General features: G+C 65.8%; 20 protein-coding genes and 1 riboswitch. Of the genes, 6 read left to right on the top strand and 14 right to left on the bottom strand.

What is annotated here, in order from left to right; genetic code table 11:
* Positions 1-79 precede the first annotated feature (79 nt).
* Positions 80-499: a flavodoxin gene (locus QUW00_RS03290; protein ID WP_289612975.1), complete on the bottom strand. Its 420-nt coding sequence runs from the start codon at positions 497-499 to the stop codon at positions 80-82.
* 41 nt (positions 500-540) lie between these two features.
* Positions 541-1,215 carry a DUF3793 family protein gene (locus tag QUW00_RS03285; RefSeq protein WP_289612974.1) on the bottom strand — a complete coding sequence of 225 codons (675 nt, stop codon included), beginning with the start codon at positions 1,213-1,215 and terminating at the stop codon, positions 541-543.
* Positions 1,216-1,383: 168 nt separating this feature from the next.
* Here QUW00_RS03285 and QUW00_RS03280 point away from each other — a divergent pair, with 168 nt between their 5' ends.
* Positions 1,384-1,770, top strand: a complete 387-nt coding sequence (locus QUW00_RS03280) for a heavy-metal-associated domain-containing protein (protein ID WP_289612973.1) — start codon at positions 1,384-1,386, stop codon at positions 1,768-1,770.
* Positions 1,771-1,892: 122 nt separating this feature from the next.
* Here QUW00_RS03280 and QUW00_RS03275 read toward each other — a convergent pair whose 3' ends face one another.
* The 6 genes from QUW00_RS03275 to QUW00_RS03250 form a co-directional block, all read right to left on the bottom strand.
* A complete protein-coding gene (locus QUW00_RS03275; protein ID WP_289612972.1) occupies positions 1,893-2,333 on the bottom strand; it encodes a YolD-like family protein in 441 nt (146 codons plus the stop codon).
* A complete protein-coding gene (locus QUW00_RS03270; protein ID WP_289612971.1) occupies positions 2,326-3,840 on the bottom strand; it encodes a DNA repair protein in 1,515 nt (504 codons plus the stop codon). Before QUW00_RS03270 ends, QUW00_RS03275 begins: the two co-directional genes overlap by 8 nt.
* A gap of 316 nt (positions 3,841-4,156) precedes the next feature.
* Entirely contained in the window at positions 4,157-4,486 is a 330-nt protein-coding gene (locus QUW00_RS03265) for an MGMT family protein (protein WP_289612970.1), read from the bottom strand.
* 318 nt (positions 4,487-4,804) lie between these two features.
* Positions 4,805-5,023, bottom strand: a complete 219-nt coding sequence (locus tag QUW00_RS03260) for a DUF6485 family protein (RefSeq protein ID WP_289612969.1) — start codon at positions 5,021-5,023, stop codon at positions 4,805-4,807.
* Between the two features lie 109 nt (positions 5,024-5,132).
* Positions 5,133-6,182 carry a tryptophan--tRNA ligase gene (gene trpS, locus QUW00_RS03255; RefSeq protein ID WP_289612968.1) on the bottom strand — a complete coding sequence of 350 codons (1,050 nt, stop codon included), beginning with the start codon at positions 6,180-6,182 and terminating at the stop codon, positions 5,133-5,135.
* A gap of 36 nt (positions 6,183-6,218) precedes the next feature.
* Entirely contained in the window at positions 6,219-7,496 is a 1,278-nt protein-coding gene (locus tag QUW00_RS03250; protein ID WP_289612967.1) for an MraY family glycosyltransferase, read from the bottom strand.
* A gap of 324 nt (positions 7,497-7,820) precedes the next feature.
* Here QUW00_RS03250 and QUW00_RS03245 point away from each other — a divergent pair, with 324 nt between their 5' ends.
* The 3 genes from QUW00_RS03245 (at position 7,821) to QUW00_RS03235 (ending at position 11,422) form a co-directional block, all read left to right on the top strand.
* Complete coding sequence (locus tag QUW00_RS03245) at positions 7,821-8,726, top strand: TIGR02452 family protein (protein WP_289612966.1); 906 nt, start codon at positions 7,821-7,823, stop codon at positions 8,724-8,726.
* Positions 8,726-9,391, top strand: coding sequence for a pentapeptide repeat-containing protein (locus QUW00_RS03240; protein WP_289612965.1), 666 nt, complete (start codon positions 8,726-8,728; stop codon positions 9,389-9,391). The genes QUW00_RS03245 and QUW00_RS03240 overlap by 1 nt, the downstream gene beginning before the upstream one ends.
* 519 nt (positions 9,392-9,910) lie before the next feature.
* Entirely contained in the window at positions 9,911-11,422 is a 1,512-nt protein-coding gene (locus QUW00_RS03235; protein WP_289612964.1) for a YfcC family protein, read from the top strand.
* A 140-nt stretch (positions 11,423-11,562) separates the two neighbouring features.
* On the opposite strand, the gene thiD is transcribed toward QUW00_RS03235, so the two are convergent.
* The 4 genes from thiD to thiC all read right to left on the bottom strand — a co-directional run bounded on the left by thiD (position 11,563) and on the right by thiC (position 15,610).
* A complete protein-coding gene (gene thiD, locus QUW00_RS03230; RefSeq protein ID WP_289612963.1) occupies positions 11,563-12,405 on the bottom strand; it encodes a bifunctional hydroxymethylpyrimidine kinase/phosphomethylpyrimidine kinase in 843 nt (280 codons plus the stop codon).
* 49 nt (positions 12,406-12,454) lie between these two features.
* A complete protein-coding gene (gene thiE, locus QUW00_RS03225; RefSeq protein ID WP_289612962.1) occupies positions 12,455-13,129 on the bottom strand; it encodes a thiamine phosphate synthase in 675 nt (224 codons plus the stop codon).
* Positions 13,129-13,962, bottom strand: coding sequence for a hydroxyethylthiazole kinase (thiM, locus tag QUW00_RS03220; protein WP_289612961.1), 834 nt, complete (start codon positions 13,960-13,962; stop codon positions 13,129-13,131). The genes thiE and thiM overlap by 1 nt, the downstream gene beginning before the upstream one ends.
* A gap of 289 nt (positions 13,963-14,251) precedes the next feature.
* Positions 14,252-15,610, bottom strand: a complete 1,359-nt coding sequence (thiC, locus tag QUW00_RS03215) for a phosphomethylpyrimidine synthase ThiC (RefSeq protein WP_289612960.1) — start codon at positions 15,608-15,610, stop codon at positions 14,252-14,254.
* Positions 15,602-15,719, bottom strand: a riboswitch (TPP riboswitch). (Overlaps the previous gene by 9 nt.)
* 180 nt (positions 15,720-15,899) lie before the next feature.
* Between thiC and QUW00_RS03210 the strand changes: the two genes are divergently transcribed.
* The gene (locus QUW00_RS03210) at positions 15,900-16,115 is read left to right on the top strand and encodes a hypothetical protein (protein ID WP_289612959.1); all 216 of its coding nucleotides are present in this window, start codon (positions 15,900-15,902) and stop codon (positions 16,113-16,115) included.
* A gap of 62 nt (positions 16,116-16,177) precedes the next feature.
* Positions 16,178-16,510, top strand: a complete 333-nt coding sequence (locus QUW00_RS03205; RefSeq protein WP_289612958.1) for a DUF6054 family protein — start codon at positions 16,178-16,180, stop codon at positions 16,508-16,510.
* A gap of 30 nt (positions 16,511-16,540) precedes the next feature.
* Here QUW00_RS03205 and QUW00_RS03200 read toward each other — a convergent pair whose 3' ends face one another.
* A complete protein-coding gene (locus QUW00_RS03200) occupies positions 16,541-17,344 on the bottom strand; it encodes a YaaA family protein (protein WP_289612957.1) in 804 nt (267 codons plus the stop codon).
* Between the two features lie 177 nt (positions 17,345-17,521).
* Complete coding sequence (locus QUW00_RS03195; protein ID WP_289612956.1) at positions 17,522-18,913, bottom strand: aminopeptidase; 1,392 nt, start codon at positions 18,911-18,913, stop codon at positions 17,522-17,524.
* Positions 18,914-19,046: the final 133 nt, after the last annotated feature.

Genomic DNA, 19,046 nt, shown 5'->3' with positions numbered 1-19,046 from the left:
CGGGTCGCCGATATGCAACGTGCCCCGCCGCAGCGAGGCGACGGGGCACGAAAGGCGTCTGTCGTTGTTCGGCAGTCGGTTATGCCAGGGAGGCGCCCAGATCGTTGCAGGCGGAGACGGCCTCATCGTCGGGTTCGTTGTTGGCGATGACGGTTTCCACGACGGAAGCGCCCGTCCCTTCAGCGTCGTCCTTCCACGTGTCCATCCATTCGCCCGTGCCCCAGTCGTAGGAGCCGAACAGGGCGATCGTCTTGCCGTTGAGCTCCGGCGTGACGGCATCCCACATCGGCTGGAACTCGTCGGCCTCGAGCTCCTCGTCACCCATCGCGGGGCAACCGAAGGCGATGGCATCGTAGGCGGCAACGCTGTCAGCGCTGAAGTCAGAGGCCTGAATGAGGTCGACCTCGGCGCCCTTGGCGGTCGCTCCCTCGGCGACAGCCTGCGCCATCGCCTCGGTGTTGCCGGTTCCGCTCCAGAAGACGACTGCGATTTTGCTCATGGCTCAATCCTTTCTATTCAGTCCGGTCCCGTACCGGACGGTTACCGTGAGGGGGCGACAACGAGCTGGGCGAGTCGGTAGCCCCGCTCATGGGCGTGCATATACGCTGCCGCGCATCGCCGGAATCGCTCGAAGGTCGCAAGGGCACCCTCGAGGTTCGCGTAGACCTTCCACGGGCCTACCGCCAGGTAGTCCTGTCCGCGGTGCTCGATGAACCCCAGGACGTCCTCATAGGGGTAGCCGAGGAAAAATCCCAGTTCGTGTGGAAAGTCGGAACTGCAGCCGCGCCGTGTGCACGGGCATGGGGATCCGCCGCGCAGCTGTCTTGCCGCAGGGCCCGACATGGACTGCAAGCGCTCGCTGAGTGTCTGCAGGCTGGCCTCGAGGGATGCGGTGCTGTAGCCGAGTTGCGCCAGCGGCCGCGTCGCCCGTTCGTCTTGCAGGTACGCTTCGAGCGCGCGCGGTCGATAGACGTAGATCAGGGCGCCGCATGCACGCCATGCAAGGACGCGCACGGCAATCCGGGCGGGTGCAATCTGGTCCGCACACGCGGCGAGCGCCGTGTTCAAATCCGCCTTGTTCCGCAACCCTTCAGGGCCATCGACGAAATTGCCGGGGAACGTGAAGAGGCTTGCCGGTTTGAGGGCGGCGAGCGTAGGGGAGCAGTGGCGTACGAGTGCGCGCTCAAGGGAAGGCGCATCGATCGTTCGTGTCATGGGACCTCCTGCCGCTCGTGACCATCTATAAGTTAGCCAATAGCAACTTATAGCGACAGGCAAGCCCGGTCAAGAAAAAAGTAATACGTATCAAACTTTTTTCTCAAATCGGAGTATAGTGAGGCCGACGGCCGCGTCTGCGGCGTTCGGAGAAGGAAAGGGGCCGATATGGAAGATGTGCTCACCCCGGGCAATGTCATCGTGGTCGCTATCGTGCTCGTCGGGTTGGTCGTGGGAATCCGTCGTGCGGTCGACGGGCTGGTGCGGGGGCGAAGCTGCTGTTCCGACGGTGCGGCCCCGCGCCGCAACCGGAGCGTCCCGGTCGCTGATGTCGACGAGCGGCACTATCCCTTCAACGTCGAGCTTCCTATCGGCGGCATGAGCTGCCAAGGTTGCGCCGATACCGTCGCCGATGCGCTCAACAGCGTGCCCGGAACATGGGCCACGGTCGACCTTGCGACCAAAACGGCGCGCATCCGCTCCCGGAACCCGATTGATATCGATGCCTATGAGACGGCGGTGCGGAACGCCGGCTATCGCGTCATCCGACCGTAGCGTTCGTTTTCGCGCCCGACCCAGTGCGTCGCGCCCGACCCAGAGCGTCGCGAGCGCCTCATGTCCGGCGCTGTCGACGAGGAGGAGCGCGTCCGTCTGCTCGTGGATGGACGCGCTCCTCGTCAGGGCCGCCAGAGCTTCCAGATGTCGTCGAAGGGGATCATGTCGTCTCCCAGGTACAGCCGGCGGCGCTCGGGCTCGATGGCGCGGATGATGCCGGCGCGCGTCTTGTAGCCGCCGCGGTCGTAGTAGGTGATGCGCACCAGGTCGCCGCGGCGCACCTGCATGATGGCGCGCGAGAGCTCCTCGCCTTCCTCCTCGGTGAGCTCATGGCGCGGCTCCACGATGCGCTCCTGCTCGCGTACGAGGTCGTAGTAGCCGGTCAGCGCGGCGAAGGGCATGAACTGGGCGGCGCGGCTCGCGCGGGGCCGTCCGTCGGCGCGCCGCGCGCGGCGGTCGTCGGCAGCGCGCCCGTCCGACGTCGTTGCGGGTCGCTCGACCGGCGTGAACTCCAGGTCTCCCCAGGGAGACGCCATGCGTCGTGACTTCGGGCTCTCAGGCATGATGGCCTCCTACCTGCTCGTTGCGCTCGCGCCCCGTGGCGCCCTGCTTATAGCTCGTGCCCCGCAACAGGGCGTTCTTGCCGTACTTGCCGCGCACGGCGAGCACGGCGTCGGCGAGGTCGCGCTCGCTTTGCTCCGCCTGCACGTCGGTGAACAGGTCGACGGTCGCGAACTCCTCGGGCAGCAGGCCGCCAAAGCCTATGTTCACGCGTTTGATGGGCCGCGTGGGATCGACGATCTCGGCATACAGCGCGTCGAAGCGCGCCATGAGGCGCTTGAAGGAGTTGGTGCGCTCGCCCAGCTTGCGCGAGGCCTCGGCGTACCCGTAGGCGCGCCGCCCCCGGACGGTGCGCCTGCCGTGCTCACCGGTGAACACGGTGCTCGGCGAGGCGGCGTCCGGGTCGCGGAGGGCTTGCCGTGCCCGTATGCCGTCGGCGCTGTAGGAGGAAGGACCCGGCGCCCTATGGGGCGCGCTAACGGCATCGGGGAGCAGCCCGTGGTCGCTCGCATGCTCCACGCCGCAGCTATCGGTGATGCGCGCGCTGCCGCTTGCGCCCAGGCGCGCCAGATCGCGCTGATCGCTGGCGTATCCCACGTACAGCGATATGCCGTCGCACACCGCATGCTTGGCCACCAGGTCGAGCACCGAGGCGTCCACCATCTCGCGCAGCACCGTGCGCGCCTCGTCGTAGCTGTAGTTGCGCGGCAGCACCTGCCCGCTTGTGATGGAGGTCGCCTCGGGCACGTACGCATGGATCTCGGCGATGGTGCAGGGCTCGACGCCGTGTGCATGGTCGATGAGGTACTCGGCGTTCACGCCGAACTCGCGGTACAGGATGTGCTCGTCGAGCGCGGCCACGCCCATGAGGTCGGCCACGCCGTACTTGGCGAGACGCGCCGCGATGCCCGGGCCGATGCCCCAGATGTCGGTGATGGGGCGGTGGCGCCAGATCTGCTGGCGGAACAGCTCCTCGTCGAGATACCCGATGCCATCGTCCACGTGCTTGGCCGTGATGTCGAGCGCGACCTTGGCCAAGAACAGGTTGGTGCCGATGCCGGCCGTGGCGCGGATGCCGCAGCGCGAGAACACGGCGTCCATGAGCTCTTGGGCAAACGCGCGGGCCGTCGTCCGGTAGAGCGTCAGATAGGGCGTGGCGTCGATGAAGCATTCGTCGATGGAGTAGACATGGATGTCCTCGGGGCTCACGTACTCCAGGTAGATGCCGTAGATCTTGGCCGATACCTCCATGTAGTGACGCATACGGGGTTTGGCCATGATGTAGTCGATGTTCTCGGGGATGTCGAACACGCGGCAGCGATTGCGCACGCCGAGCTTTTTCATGGCAGCTGACACCGCCAGGCAGATGGTTGTGCGCCCGCGGTCGGGATCGGCCACCACGAGGTTGCAGGTCAGCGTGTCCCGCCCGCGATCGGCGCACTCGACGGAGGCGTAGAACGTCTTGAGGTCGATGCACAGGTACACCTTGTCTTCGCTGCGTCCGTCCATGTGCGCCCTCCCTCGATCGTCCCATCGCCTATTCCAGAACGTCTGTTCGATAATAGAGGGCTGCGTGGACAAAAGTCAAACGGGCAGGACGCATGCGGTGACGGGGAATGAGCGCGCAGCTAACAGGTGGCGCTTCCGTCCGCCTGCACCGAAATCTCCACGAATCTCCATGCGGCGCGATGTTGAGGGAGGCGTGCGCTCGCTGAGGCAATGAGGCGTGCGCTCGCTGCGAGATGGGGGAGGCATGTGCTCGCCGCCGCGATGGAGCGCGCATCCACCGCGGCGTCAGGCGTCGCGCCGGCCAGGCAGTCGCTCCCTACAGGCCTGCCGGCCAGCGGCTCACCGCAAGGTCGACATGGGTGTCATCGCGAAAGACGACGCCCTCGTCCTCGAGCAGGGTGCGTTGGACCTCGGGGCCGCCGAAGGCGAAGCCCTCGCAGATGCGCCCGTCGGCGAACACGACGCGGTGGCAGGGAATCTCGCCGGGACGGGGGTTCACATGGAGGGCGAACCCGACGTAGCGCGCCCGGCGCGGCTCGCCCACGAGCTTGGCGATCTGCCCGTAGGTGGCGACGAAACCCTCCGGAATCTGCTCGACCGTCTCGTACACGCGAGCAAAGAAGCCGTCTTTGTTCTGTGTGGCCATAAGAGGAGTCCTTTCGCGTCGCTCCATTGCTCCTATTATGCCGCGTTCGGGCGCAAGGTCTGCCACCGTGCATGCGGTTATCCAAGGTTAACTTATGAAGAGCTTATGGACGGCGAGGAGGCACTAGGCAAACGATGAGAAGTTTACTATAGTGAACTCAACGACAGAGCAGGTACAGGCGATGAAAGAAACCTCTCTTCGTCACATGATTGCATCCCTCCCCTCTGTGCGATCATCGTTGTGCTACGAAGGCGCCCGTCATCTCAGCGGATGGCGGGCGCCTTCGCGTGTCTATCGGTTGGGAGGGGCCGCTCGTCGCTAACCCAGATGCGCCTGGACGTGGCGGGCGAAGCTCTCCCACGACCAGTCGTCGGCGTCCTCGGGGAGCTTGTCGGGCGAGACGGCGCGGAACAGGCAGCTCGGTACCTCATGCTGGCGGAGGTTCTTGGCGATGCAGGGCGTGCAGCCCTTGTTGTGGTTCACCGGATGGCAGGGACACGCGTGGTCGGTGCAGGTGCAAAACGGTACGTCGGACATGATGCCTCCTTGATTCGCGATCAGGCGGGCTTGCCGCCCCTCATCTACCGATGATACGCCCCAGCGGTGCGAGGGCGACCCAGCGGCCACCCTGCCCCGTCCATGTGGGCTAGTAGACCATCCCCATGGCCTCGCGGACCTCGGCAAGCGTCGCCTCGGCGATCTCGTTGGCGCGGCGGTTGCCCTCGGCGAGCACGTCCTTCACGTAGGCGAGGTCGCCCTCGAACTGGTGACGGCGCTCGCGGATGGGCTCGAAGTAGCTGTTGACCGCTTCGGTCACGTACTTCTTGAGCTGGCCGGAGCCGCCCATGCCGATCTCCTCGGCGATCTCGACCTCGGAGCGGCCGGTGCAGATGGCGGCGGTGGACAGCAGGCCGGACACGCCCGGGCGGTTCTCGGGATCGAAGGTGATCATGCGCTCGGAGTCGGTCTGGCTCTTCTTGATGCGCTTGGCGGTCTCCTCGGCCGTCATGGAGATCGAGATGGCGTTGCCGTAGGACTTGCTCATCTTGCGGCCGTCGAGGCCGGGCAGAAGCGGCGTCTCGGACAGCAGGGCGTCGACCTCGGGGAAGACCTTGCCGTAGCGGTTGTTGAAGCGGCGGGCGATCAGGCGGGTGAGCTCGATGTGGGGGAGCTGGTCGCGGCCGACGGGCACCACGTTGCCCTTGCAGAACAGGATGTCGCAGGCCTGGTGCACCGGGTAGGTGAGCAGAAGGCCGGTGAGCTCATGGCCTGAGGCCTCCATCTCGGCCTTGACGGTGGGGTTGCGCTGCAGCTCGGCCTCGGAGACGAGCGACAAAAACGGCAGCATGAGCTGGTTGCAGGCGGGCACGGCGGAGTGCGCGTAGATCATGGTCTTGTCGGGGTCGATGCCGCAGGCGAGGTAGTCCATGACCATGTTGTACACGTTGTCCTGGATGTGCTCGGTGGTGTCGCGGTCGGTGATGACCTGGTAGTCGGCGATCAGCACGCTCGTGTTGACTCCCATGTTCTGCAGCTCCACACGGCCCTTGAGCGTGCCGAAGTAGTGACCCAGGTGCAGACGGCCGGTCGGACGGTCACCGGTGAGCATGGTGTACTTGCCGGGGTTCTCCGCCAGGTCGGCACGGATCTGGTTGCTGCGCTCAAGCGCGGTCTCGTAGCTGCGTTCGTTGGGCATGGTGTTCTCCTCGTTGGCTATCGGTTTGATCGGGCGCTAGGGGCGCCGCTTGTGGGGTTTCTCGCTGGAGCCAGCTCGCGGCTTGCGCGCCGGCTTGCGGTGAAGTACTTTCTCCAGGCTCTCGCGGTGCTGCTCGCGCAGCTCGCGGCGGTGCTCCTTTTGCGCCTGCTCCTCCTCGGCAAATGCCGGGTTGTCGGGCGTGACGAGCTCATCCTCGTGCGTCTTGGGGTTGTAGTGGTGGCGCAGCACCGGCTCGAACAGGTGCAAGCGCATGGCGAAGGCGACGGAGCAGGCGAGCAGCAGGACGAAGATTGCGATGCGGATCCCGATGGATACCTGGTTGATGGTCGCCGCGCCGATGGACAGCAGGATGCACCACAGGTAGATGAGCATGACGGCCTGGCGCTGGTCGTAGCCCTCCTCGATAAGGCGGTGCTGGATGTGGCCCTTGTCCGCCTGGCCGATGCTCACGTGCCCGCGCATGCGGCGGATGATGGCGGCCAGGGTGTCCAGGATGGGCACGCCGGCCACGACGAGCGGGATGATGAGCGAGGTGAGCGCCGCGGTGCGCGACACGTTGAGCAGCGACACGGTGCCTAGGGTGAAGCCGAGCAGCAGCGCGCCCGAATCGCCCAGGAAGATGCTTGCGGGGTGGAAGTTGTAGCGCAAAAACGCCAGGCAGCAACCGACGAGCGCCAAGGAGAGCGCGGCGGCGTCGACGCGGCCGGCGAGCACGGCGAACGAGAACATGGAGAGGCCCGCGATGGCCGAGATACCCGAGGCGAGGCCGTCGAGGCCGTCGACGAGGTTGATGATGTTGCTGTAGGCAACGAGGTACACGACGGTCAGGGGATAGCCGATCCAGCCGAGCTGGATGTGCGGACCGCCGAAGGGGTCGACGATGGAATGGATGACCACGCCGCTTGCCACAGTGACGCAGGCCGCCAGGACCTGGCCGGCGAGCTTGGCGCGGGGCCTCAGCGAGACGACGTCGTCCACGGCGCCGGTGAGGAAGATGAGCAGGAACGAGACGCCGAGCATCGGGTAGTTGATCGTCATGCTGGGGTGCGGGATGAGCACCGGCGGCCAACCCAGATACCAGGTTCCGAGCAGCTGGACGATGCAGGCGACAACCAGGCCGGCGAAGACCGCCACGCCGCCCATGCGCGGGATGGGCACCTTGTTGATGCGGCGCTTGGAGGGATAGTCGACGGCGTCCAGGCGGATGGCCAGGCGTTTGGCGAGCGGCACGCACGCGAAGGTGGTGGCAAACGCCGCCGCCGCTACGCATATGTAGGACACGAGGTAATCCATGTGCTGCCGTTTCGCCCGAAGAGTCCAAGGAACAGGTGTGTCGCGGCGAGGCGCAAACCCCTCACTTTGACCCTGACCATGATACACAAGGTTGCTGGCAGCGCATACAAAACATGGCGGGCAACACCGTCACATCAGATATCGGATGCGACGCATAGGGCCAAAGGCGGCGGAGGGCACGCGGCCGGTCGCGTGCCCCCAATGAGGCCAGAGTTAAATTGGGGCGCATCGCCCGCGTCGTGCCCCGCGTTCGCCGCGGCGATGGACTATCATATCGACTAACTACGAACCGCCGTCACGGCATAGGGTAAAGGAGCGTGGAGCATGGCTGAGCGCAGCAGGAACCCCCGTAAGATGGCGCGCGCGAGCGCGGCGAAGGAGCATACCGAGCAGATGGCGGCTCGCTACGGCCGCGAGATCGAGCGTTCGAGCGCGGGCACGGTCCGCTACGACGGACGGCTCGCTGCGATCGAGGAGGGCTGCGTGCCCCAGGTAAGTGTCGTGGCGACCGACGTCGTCTCGGCGATCCTGGAAAACGGCCGCGGCCGCGCGGAGTACTGCGACCTCGCCGTGCTCGACTTCGCCTCGTTCGTCAACCCCGGCGGCGGCTACATCCGCGGCACCATGGCGCAGGAGGAGGCCCTGTGCACCGAGTCGTTCCTCTACAACGTGCTCGAGGGCTTCGGTGATTGGTATGCCGAGAACCGCCGTCGCAACCTGAACTGCGAGCTGTACCGCAACCGCGCGCTGGCGGTGCCCGCGGTGCGCTTCGGTCGCAACCGCATCCACGCGTACGCCGACGTGATCGTCGCCGCCGCGCCCAACGCCCGCCGCGCCCGTGCCGATTATAAGGTTTCCGACGAGGTGCTCGAGGAGACCATGCGCGAGCGCATCGCCTTCGCCCTGTCCGTCATCGATGCGCGCGGCCTTAAGAAGGCCGTGCTCGGCGCGTACGGATGCGGGGTGTTCGGCTGGGACGCGAGCGTCGTCGCCGAGATGTTCCGCGCCGAGCTCGCCTCCGGCACGCACGGGCTCGAGGAGGTCGTCTTCGCCATCCCGCGCACGCGCTATGACGACAACCTGGCCCGCTTCGAGCATGCCTTCGCTGCGTTCCCCAAGAAAAATGATGAATCCTTCGCCGACGCTCAGGCGCGCGCTGCCGCCGCTGCCGCGCAGGCGACTCAGGACGACGATGACGAGGACGAAGACGACTGGCGGAAATACCTGTAATGGCACGGGCCTTCAAGGGGTTTGCCGGCGTCTCGGACGTAATCGGCGCGCACATGGACGCGGACGACCTGCGCGATGTCATGGCGGAGGGCGACGGCCTTGTCGCCAATACCGGGTTGAGCGACCTCGAGCTTGTCTGGGAGGATGCGGGCGCGGCGACGTTCGATACCGTTGCGTTTCACGGATGCCTGTTCGAGAGCGTCGATTTTACGGGCTGCACCTTTCGTGACGTGCGCTTCACCGGCTGCCGCTTCATCCGCTGCACCATGGACCGCGCGTGGCTCAACCGTGTCGATTTCGCCGACTGCTCGGCGCCGGGGCTGAGCCTTATGCAGGCGCGCCTGTCGAGCGTGTCGATGGCATCGAGCGATCTGAGCTACGCGAACCTGTCCGAGACCTCGATCGACCGGCTGCGCGCCGACCGCACGCGCTTTACCGAGGCGGCCCTGCAGCGCGCCCGCCTCAAGCGGGTGGAGCTTGCCGGGTGCGATCTTACCCGCCTGGATGTCTTCGGCACGCCGCTGTCGGGGATCGACGTCTCGAGTTGCGACTTCGCCGCCCCCGTGCTGTCCGCTGACTTTCGCGAGCTGCGCGGTTGCACGGTAAGCCCCGAGCAGGCGCTCGCTTTGGCGGAGCTGTTGGGTGTCCGTATCGCCGAGGATTGACGCTGCTTGAGAGGCCGAAGCGACACGGAATGATGTGCGTGCCGCTGCCGCTTTTCGGCCTCATCTGTCCGAACTTCTGTTTACGGTTCGGTTTTTGGAGGGTTCTTCCGAGTAGACGTCAAAGCACCGAGCTTTCTACCTGCGGGGTTTTGTGCGCTCCTAAGCCTTTCTCCTTGGGGCACTCGCTCAAAACCGAACCGTAAACGCGATGGGTTGAAACGAACACGTCCCCAAATGGCCCATGCGGGGGCGCCGGGCAAGATGGGTTGGATGGAACACGTCCCCAAATGACCCAAACGCGATGGGTTGGAAGGAACACGTCCCCAAATGACCCATCTTATTATGCATATGACCTTGTATTCTTTAGCGTGGAAAAGTGCTCTTTCCATCTATTGAGATAGGTTGTACCAGCGCAAATACCGAGTCGAAATAATCGGATGTTGCATCATTCTCGCGACCTCGCATGCATAATCGCGCTACTATTATGCGCGTTGTATTGGAAAACCAACGGAGGTTCGTATGGCATCCAACCAAACCGGCTCGGACATCGAGCTCGAGCCGAACGAGGGGAAACAGGCCGAACAGAAGGTCATGATCTCCTCGTACACCATCCTTATCGTCATCACGCTGCTCGTGGGCGTGGCGACGATCCTGCTGGCGCAGTTCGTCCCCGGCATCACGGCCGCTTCGCTGTCCGACATCCTTGTGTCGCCCATCTCGGGCTTCCTGGACGGCATCGAGGTCTCGCTGTTCCTGCTGCTGCTCGGCGGCTGCCTGGGCATCGTCAACAAGCTCGGCGCCCTCGACGCGGGCATCGCCGCGCTCGTCCGCGCGCTCCACGGCCATGAGACCGTGCTCATCGCCGCCATCATGGCGGTCTTCGCCGTGATGGGCTCCACCTACGGCTTCTGCGAGGAGACCATCCCGTTTTACGCTCTGCTGTCGGCCACGCTGTTCGCGGCCGGCTTCGACACCATGGTCGCGAGCGCCGCGGTCCTGCTCGGTGCCGGCGTGGGCTGCCTGGGCTCCACCGTCAACCCGTTCGCGGTGGGCGTCGCCATCGACTCGCTCTCCAGCGTGGGCATCGAGGCCAACCAGGCCATCGTGATCGGCCTCGGCCTCATCCTCACCGTGGTGACCTACGCGATCTCGCTGTTCTTCATCCTGCGCTACGCCAACCGCGTGCGCCGCGACAAGGGCTCGACCATCCTGTCGCTGCAGGAGCAGAAGGCCGCCGAGGAGGCGTACGGCAAGGACGCCGAGGCCGCCACGACCCAGACCCTCGAGTTCACGCCCAAGCGCAAGATCGCGCTGGCGCTGTTCGGCCTGTCGTTCGTGGTCATGATCTGCGGCTTCATCCCCTGGGAGGACTTCGGCGTGACCATCTTCACCGCCGGCGGCGTCTACGATGAAGCTGCAGAGGCCTGGTCGGTCATGCCGTGGAGCGGCCTGCTTACCGGCAACCCCATCGGCGAGTGGTACTTCAACGACGCGTCCGTGTGGTTCTTCCTCATGGCGATCATCATTGGCATCCTGGGTGGTCTGCGCGAGAACGAGATCGTCGACGGCTTCCTCGACGGCGCTGCCGACATGATCGGCGTCGCCCTCATGGTCGGCCTGTCGCGCGCCATCTCGATCCTCATGGGCGAGACCGGTCTGGACATCGTGATCCTCGACAACGCCTCGGCGGCCCTCGCCGGCACGAGCGCGCTTGTCTTCGGTCCGCTGTGCTACCTCGTGTATCTGGGCCTGTCCGTGGTCATCACGTCCACCTCGGCCCTGGCGACCATCTCCATGCCCATCCTCGGGCCGCTGGCTGCCAACCTGGGCTTCCCACCCGAGGTCATCATCGCCATCTTCTGCGCCGCCAACGGCCTGGCGAATCTCTTCAGCCCCACGGCGGTGTTCCTGCCGGGCCTGCTGCTCGCGCGCGTGCAGTATCCCACCTGGCTCAAGTGGGCGCTTGTGCCCATCATCGTGATCGCGGTGGCGAGTGTCGTCATCACGACCGGCGCCCTGATGGTGCTGTAGCATCTGCGCTGCCATCCGGTAACGTTTGAGCCCGCCGTGCCCCGCATATGGGGCGCGGCGGGCTTTTTGCGTTGATGCCGATGTGGCTTCACGGCTGCATCGTTGCAGATTGCTCGCTGGAGGCGGGATGCTGCTGGCGGTTAGCGTGACACCGGCTTGCGCTCGCCGCGGTGCTGCCACATGTGGTCGACCGGTCCGGAGCCGTGGCCCAGGTCCAAGCCGGCGGCAAGGGCACCCGTGAGGTAGGCCTTGGCCGCCTCGACCGCCTGCGGGACATCGAGTCCGCGGGCAAGTCCACAGGCGATAGCCGACGAAAGCGTACAGCCCGTGCCGTGCGTGTTGGCGGTTTCGATGCGCTCATGACGAAACCAGGTGAGCTGGGGCTTCGCATCGCCGTCAGCGGTCGGTTCGGCGAGCACGTCGTTGGCATCCGCAACACCGTGGCCGCCCTTGACGAGCGCGGTGCAGCCAAAGCGGCGCGCGAGTTCGGTCGCCGCGGCGGCCTGCGCCTCCTCGCTATCGATCGTGCGTCCCGTGAGCGCCTCGGCTTCGGGGATGTTGGGCGTGATGACGTGGGCGAGGGGAAGCAGCTTGCCCGTGAGCGCCTCGCTCGCGTCGTCGCTGATCAGACGTGCGCCCGACGTGGCGACCATGACCGGATCGACCACGATGTTCACGGCGTTCCATTTCACCAGCCGCTCGGCGATCGCCTCGATGATGGCGGACGACGACACCATGCCGATTTTCACCGCGGCAGGCGGAATGTCCTCGAACACGGCGTCGATCTGCGCCGCGACGAAGTCCGGCGTCGCCTCGAGCACGTCGCGCACGCCGCAGGTGTTCTGGGCCGTGAGGGCGGTGATGGCGGTCTCGGCGAACAGCCCGTTGGCGGCGATGGTCTTGATGTCGGCCTGGATGCCGGCCCCGCCGCTCGAGTCGGACCCGGCGATCGAGAGCACGGCGGGCACGGTGAACGTCTTCATGGATAACCTCCCCGGGGCGCGCCTGAAAGCGCGCCCGATCATGTCGTTCCTAGCGATTCAAGGCGAGCATAGAGAGCCTGTCCGTGAGCTCGCGCGTGGCGGCTTCGATGTCGTCGGCAGCAAAGATCGCCGACACCACCGCTGCACCTGCAACGCCGGTGCCGTCGAGCACGTCGAGCGTGTCGGCGTGCAGGCCGCCGATGCCCACCACGGGGATGTCGACGGCTGCACAGATCGCGGCGAGCTCGTCGCGCGTGACGTCGACCGCGTCCGGCTTGGTGGGGGTGGGGATGAGCGCGCCCACGCCCAGGTAGTCGGCGCCCGCGGCCTCGGCGGCGCGCGCCTGTTCCACGGTCTGGGCGGACACGCCGATGATGGCGTCCGGGCCGAGCACGCGCCGCGCCTCGGCGCAGGCGGTGTCGGACTGGCCCACGTGCACGCCGTCGGCACCGGAGCGCCGTGCCGCCTCGACGTCGTCGTCGATCAGAAACGGCACGTGCGCCGCGCGGCAGATCGGCAGGATGGTTTCCGCCTCGGCCACGAGCTCGTCGGTCGTCATATGCTTCTCGCGCAGCTGCACGAAGGTGGCACCGCCGTCGATCGCCTGCTTTACGCACTCGGCGAGCGTGCGGCCACGCAGCCATGCGGAATCCGTCACGGCGTACAGGAACATGCCGGCGCGGATGTCCGCGGGCGTCCAGGGGCCGCGGGTCACGGCGGGCATTACAGCTCCTCCACGCGCGCACCGGCGACAAGCGTCGCGGCGTCCATGTTGCAGATGGCGTCGAGCAGGTAGGTGCGCAGGCTGCCGTTGCCGTCGGCGGGCGTCATGCGCGCCGCCGCAATCTCGCCGGCAAGGCCGTGGCCGGCGATGGCGGCGACGGTGGCGTCGAAGACGTCGTCGGGGTTGGCGACGGCGTAGGCGGCGACCACGCAGGAGAGCATGCAGCCCGTGCCGGTGATCTTGCCCATGCTGGCCACGCCGTTGCGGATGGCGACCGCACGGTCGGCCGAGGCCACGATGTCGATAGCGCCGGTGATGGCCACGACCGCGTTGAGCTTCGCGGCGAGCTCGCGCGCGAAGGCGGCGCTGGCGGCGAGGTTGTCCTCGGTGACGGCATCATCGGGGTTCACATCAACGCCGCGGGTCGACGAGGCGGCGCCCGCGATGGCCTTGATCTCACTCATGTTGCCGCGCACGACGGTGATGGGCAGGGTGTCGATGAGCTCGGAGGCGGTGGCGGTGCGCAGCGCGCTCGCGCCGGCGCCCACAGGGTCGAGCACGATCGTATGGCCGAGCTCGGCGGCGCGCTTGCCGGCCACGCGCATGCCCTCGATGGAGCGCTGGTTGAGCGTGCCGATGTTGAGCACGAGGCCGCCGCAGATGGACGTGATGTCCTCAACGTCGGCGGGCTCATCGCTCATGATGGGGGAGCCACCGCACGCGAGCAGCGCATTAGCGCAGTCGTTGACCGTCACATAGTTGGTGATGCAATGCACCAGCGGCACGCCGGCGCGAACGTTATCCAAAGCGGTTCCAAGCACATTCATATCCATTTTAGAAATCCTTCCGACAGCGGCCGACAGCCCGCAAAGTTCAACAACGGGCCATCGACCCGCAACAACGTAACCAATCCAGCAGACGAATACGTCTCGACCACCCCATACCGCCCAGCACGTGCCAGCAAGCTGTGCGCACGCCGACCGTCCTCGCGCGGCACGGAGGGATGGAGTATGGTGCACCGGGCGGGCATATCGTCCCGCCCGGAGTTCCGCAGCGAGCGTAGCGAGCGAGGACTGTCTGAGGACGGGATGATATGCCCGCCCGGCGCCCCGCCCAAAGCCCCTACTTCGCGTCGAGGTCGATCGTCGTGCCCTCGAACACCTTGTTGACCGTGCGCACCGCGCACATCTTGCCGCACATGGTGCAGGTTCCCTCGGTGCTGGCGGGGGAGGCCTCGTAGCGCGCCTTGGACGTCACGGGGTCGAGCGCGTACTGCCACATCTCGTCCCATGCGAGGCGACGGCGGGCGTCACCCATGCGGTCGTCCACGTCGCGCGCGCCGGGCACGCCCTTGGCGATGTCGGCAGCGTGCGCGGCGATCTTCGTGGCAATGAGGCCGTCCAGCACGTCCTTGGCATCCGGCAGGCACAGGTGCTCGGCGGGCGTCACGTAGCACAGGAAGTCCGCGCCCGCGCTCGCGCTGATGGCGCCGCCGATGGCCGCGGTGATGTGGTCGTAGCCCACGCCGATGTCGGTGACGAGCGGGCCCAGCACGTAGTAGGGTGCGCCGTGGCACAGGCGCTTCTGCAGCTCGACATTGGCGGCGATCTCGTTGATGGCCATGTGGCCGGGGCCCTCGATCATCACCTGCACGCCGGCGTCCCAGGCGCGACGGGTGAGCTTGCCGAGCTCGATCATCTCGGCGGTCTCGGTGGCGTCGTTGGCGTCATAGAGGCACCCGGGGCGGCAGGAGTCGCCGAGCGAGATGGTCACGTCGTACTCGTGGCAGATCTTCAAGATCTCGTCGTAGTACTCGTAGAAGGGGTTCTCGTTGCCGGTGACCTCCATCCAGCCAAAGAGCAGCGAGCCGCCGCGGCTCACGATGTTCATGAGGCGGCCGGTCTCCTTGAAGGTCTTGATAACCGACTTGTTGATGCCGCAGTGGATGGTGAGGAAGTCCACGCCGTCCTCGGCGTGCGCGCGCGTGACCTCGAGCAGGTCGTCCACGGTGAGCTCGACGAGCGGCTTTTCCATGTAGCCGATGGCGTCGTACATGGGCACGGTGCCCACCATGAGCGGGGTCTTCTGCACGAGCTCCTGGCGGAAGAAGCGCGTCTTGCCGGAGTTGGAGAGGTCCATGATGGCGTCGGCGCCGAACTGCTCGGCGGTGCGGACCTTCTCCCACTCCACCTCGGCGTTCGCCACGTCGCCGGAGATGCCCAGGTTCACGTTGACCTTGGTGGACAGGCCGGCTCCGACACCGCGCGGTTCGAGGCCCATCTCCAGGTGGCGGATGTTCGCCGGGATGGCGATGCGACCGGCCGCCACGCCGGCGCGGATGAACTCGGGGTCGCGGCCTTCGCGCTCGGCGACGGCGCGCATGGCATCGGTGACGATGCCGGCGCGTGCAAAGTCGAGCTGCGTGACCAGCTTCTTGCCGCCTACCGATTCAGTTGTTGCAGTGGTGGTGTGCGCATCCATACGCATGCTCCCTTCGTTGGCATTACCCATATCAGGTTCGTCGGGTCGGGGCGGGACGCGCCCCCTCTCAGCCTGCCGTGGTGTCCTGCAAGCTCCCCGTGATATGCGATTGTTGACACGATTATAGCGCGTCGGCGCCCATACCGCTCAATGTAAAAATACCCCTGGGGTTTTTTAACATCGCGCCGGGTGCTTCTGCCGCCGACCTGCAACCCCGCATAGCTTCCGCTGCGCGCTGGGTATCATCAGGACAACGAATGCCCGACAGGGCCGGTCGCGGAGGAAGCGTATGAAAGACTTCTTGGATCGGGATAAAGACGGCCACCTCGGCATCGGCGACCGGGCGTTTGCAAACCTCATGTATGAAGAGGAAATGCGGACCATGCACGAGTCCGAATCGAACAGCAATGAGCGCGGGACGTGCAGCTACATGTTTTTGGGCTGCGTGATCCCCTTGGCTGCGGTCCTGCTGTTCTTCATGCTCGCCCTCGTGTGCTGCGGTTAGCTTCGCCCACGGCGGCGCCGACGCACATTCCCCGTGGTTGGACGCAACGATAGGAGGTCACCATGGTCGTGCTCCAAGCGAATATCGGTATCGAGGACGCGAAGGAACGCGTGCGCCACGCCATATCGCAGCTGGGCATGTCGGTCGAGACGGTGGACACGATCAACCGGTCGCTCGGCGACAGCGAGCTGTACGTTGTCGTGATCGAAAAGCTCTTCCTGCGCAACGGCAACTATGCGAGCCTGACCATCGTGGTGACGGGCGATGGTGCGTCCTCGCGCGTCGAGGCGATCGCTTCGGGTGCGGGCGAGGGCTTGCTCAACATCGGCCTCGGCGCGAAAAAGCGCTTCGCCGACGACTTCGAGCGCCTGATGCGCGAGTCGGGCTACAAATAGGCGAGGTAATGAGCGTCAGCCATCGCACGCTCAGTCCGCCATGAAGACGAGGGTCGAGCCGTCGGCCGCGGAGAGCTCGGGAGCATAACGGTAGCCCACGTCGAAGCGGGTAAGATCCGCAGCATCCTCGATACCGTGCTCGGCCATCCAGCGGACCATCGAGCCGCGGGCGATCTTGCTCGCCGTGGCGCGCTGCACCGGCTTGCCTGCGCAGAGTTCCTCGCCAAAGATGCAGGTGACGACCGCTGAATTCGCGGGCATATGCGGTAGAACGGCCTTGGCGTACTCCACGCTCGCGAGATTCACCAGCGTGGTCGGCTGGCCGTCGCATATCGCGCGGGCGATGTCGGGCTCCCAGAACGCGTACAGGTCGCGCGCACCGTCCACGGCGAGCTTCGCGCCCATCTCAAGCCGGTAGGGCTCCACGGCGTCAAAGGGGCGCACGCATCCGTAGAGGCCCGAGAGCACCCACAGGTGTTCCTGAAGCCATTCGAGCTCGTCAACGCCCATGACCTCGGGCGCCATGCTGCGGTATTGAATCCCCACGTAAGAGAAGACGGCGGGGGAGGCGAGGCGAGTGATTGCAGGATCGTCCAGCTGGTATTCATCGGAAACAACGCAAAACTCGTGCAGGCGCTCAACGTTCTCGGCAAGCAGCTTGTCGTTTACGCGCCACAGTTCGCGCAGCCCCTCGGCGCCCTCGGCGCGCTCGATGTCGCGCAGCGACCGGACGAGCCGGGCGGTCTTGGCGGGAAACGGCGGGATCCCGCGAGGCGCAAAGGAATCCGAGGCGACCCGCATCTGCTTGGCGGGCGAAACGATGACCTGCAGCATGTTGGATCCCTTTCCGATGCGGGGCGGACAACTTCGCATCCCATCATACCCGCTGCGGATGAAGCGGCGGGGCGAGCTGCCCATTCCCCATGCCCCGCGCCATGCAGAAGGCCGCGCGTCCCAAAGGACACGCGGGCCTCACGGCAAATGCGTTGCGGGCTTTACGCGCGGCGAGCGCTACGCGCGCTCGATGAACGCCTTGTAGCCCTTGTAGGCCTCGTACACGTCGGCCTTGTTGGTGACCTCCCATAGGGCGTGCATGGACAGCACGGCCACGCCGGAGTCGATCACGTCCATGCCGTACTCGGCGAGGATGTAGGCGATCGTGCCGCCGCCGCCCGCGCCGATGCGGCCGAGCTCGCAGGTCTGGAAGTCCACGCCGGCCTCGTCCATGATGTCGCGCACGAGCGCCATGTACTCAGCGTCGGCGTCGTTGGAGCCGGACTTGCCGCGGCTACCCGTGTATTTGTTGAAGCACAGGCCGTGACCCATGATGGCGGCGTTCTTCTTCTCGAAGCGGTCGGCGTAGAGCGTATCGAAGCCAGCCGACACGTCGGAGGACAGCATGCGCGAGTTGGCGAGCGCGCGGCGCAGGCGCAGCTCACCGCCCTCGCCGGCGAGCTCCATGATCTCGGCCATGGCGTTCTCGAAGAAGCGGCTCGTCATGCCGGAGGCACCGACGGAGCCGATCTCCTCCTTGTCCACGAGCAGCGTGACGGAGGTGCGCTTCACGGAGGGCACGGCAAGCTGGGCGGCGAGCGAGGTGTAGGCGCACACGCGGTCGTCCTGGCCGTAGCCCAAGATCATGGAGCGGTCGAGGCCCATCTCGCGGGCGGGGCCAGCCGGCACGACCTCGAGCTCGGCGGAGAGGAAGTCCTCCTCGGCAAGGTCGTACTTGTCGCGCATCAGGTCGACGAGCATCTGCTTGACAGGCTCCTTGGGCGCCTCGTCACCGGCGATGACGACGGGACGGCCACCGGCGATGAGGTCGAGGTTCTCGTGATCGACGGCCTCGGCGGCAGGTTTCTTCATCTGATCGGCGGACAGATGGATGAGCAGGTCGGAGATGCAGAACACGGGGTCGGAGGCATCCTCGCCGATACAGACCTGGACGGTGGTGCCGTCCTTCTTGCACACGACGCCGTGGATGGCGAGCGGCGTGGCGACCCAGTGGTAGGCCTTGACGCCGCCGTAGTAGTGCGTGTCGAGGTAGGCCATGTCGCCGGCCTCGTACAGGGGGTTCTGCTTGATGTCCAGACGCGGGGAGTCGATGTGGGCGCCGAGGATGTTCACGCCCTGCTCGATCGGGGCGGAGCCCAGGTTGACGAGCATGATGGTCTTGTTGTGGCAGACAGCGTAGACCTTGTCGCCCGCGGCAAGGGTGCCGTCCTGCGCCACGACGTCGTCGAGGTTCTTGTAGCCGGCGGCCTCGGCGAGCTTGATGCTTGCCGACACGCACTCGCGCTCGGTCTTGTTTTCGCTGATGAAGGTGCGGTAGTCGCTGCAGAGCTGCTCGAGCTCGGCGATGTCGGACTCACCGTACTTGTTCCATGCGTTCGGACGCTCCAAAATGGGCCTCCCCGTATCGATGCGGATAGTTACCGCAGGGTATGGTAGCACGGGATTCCTAGTGATGGTGTAGGGTTTTGGTGGGGGAGGGGGGGGTAAGACTGTGCGCTAAACGAGGCGATAACTTCTGTGC

The sequence above is a fragment of the Collinsella tanakaei genome, from assembly GCF_030373545.1.
Lineage (GTDB): Bacteria > Actinomycetota > Coriobacteriia > Coriobacteriales > Coriobacteriaceae > Collinsella > Collinsella tanakaei_C.
Note: the sequence above shows the minus strand (reverse complement) of the source record. Positions and strands in the feature narration are given on the sequence as shown.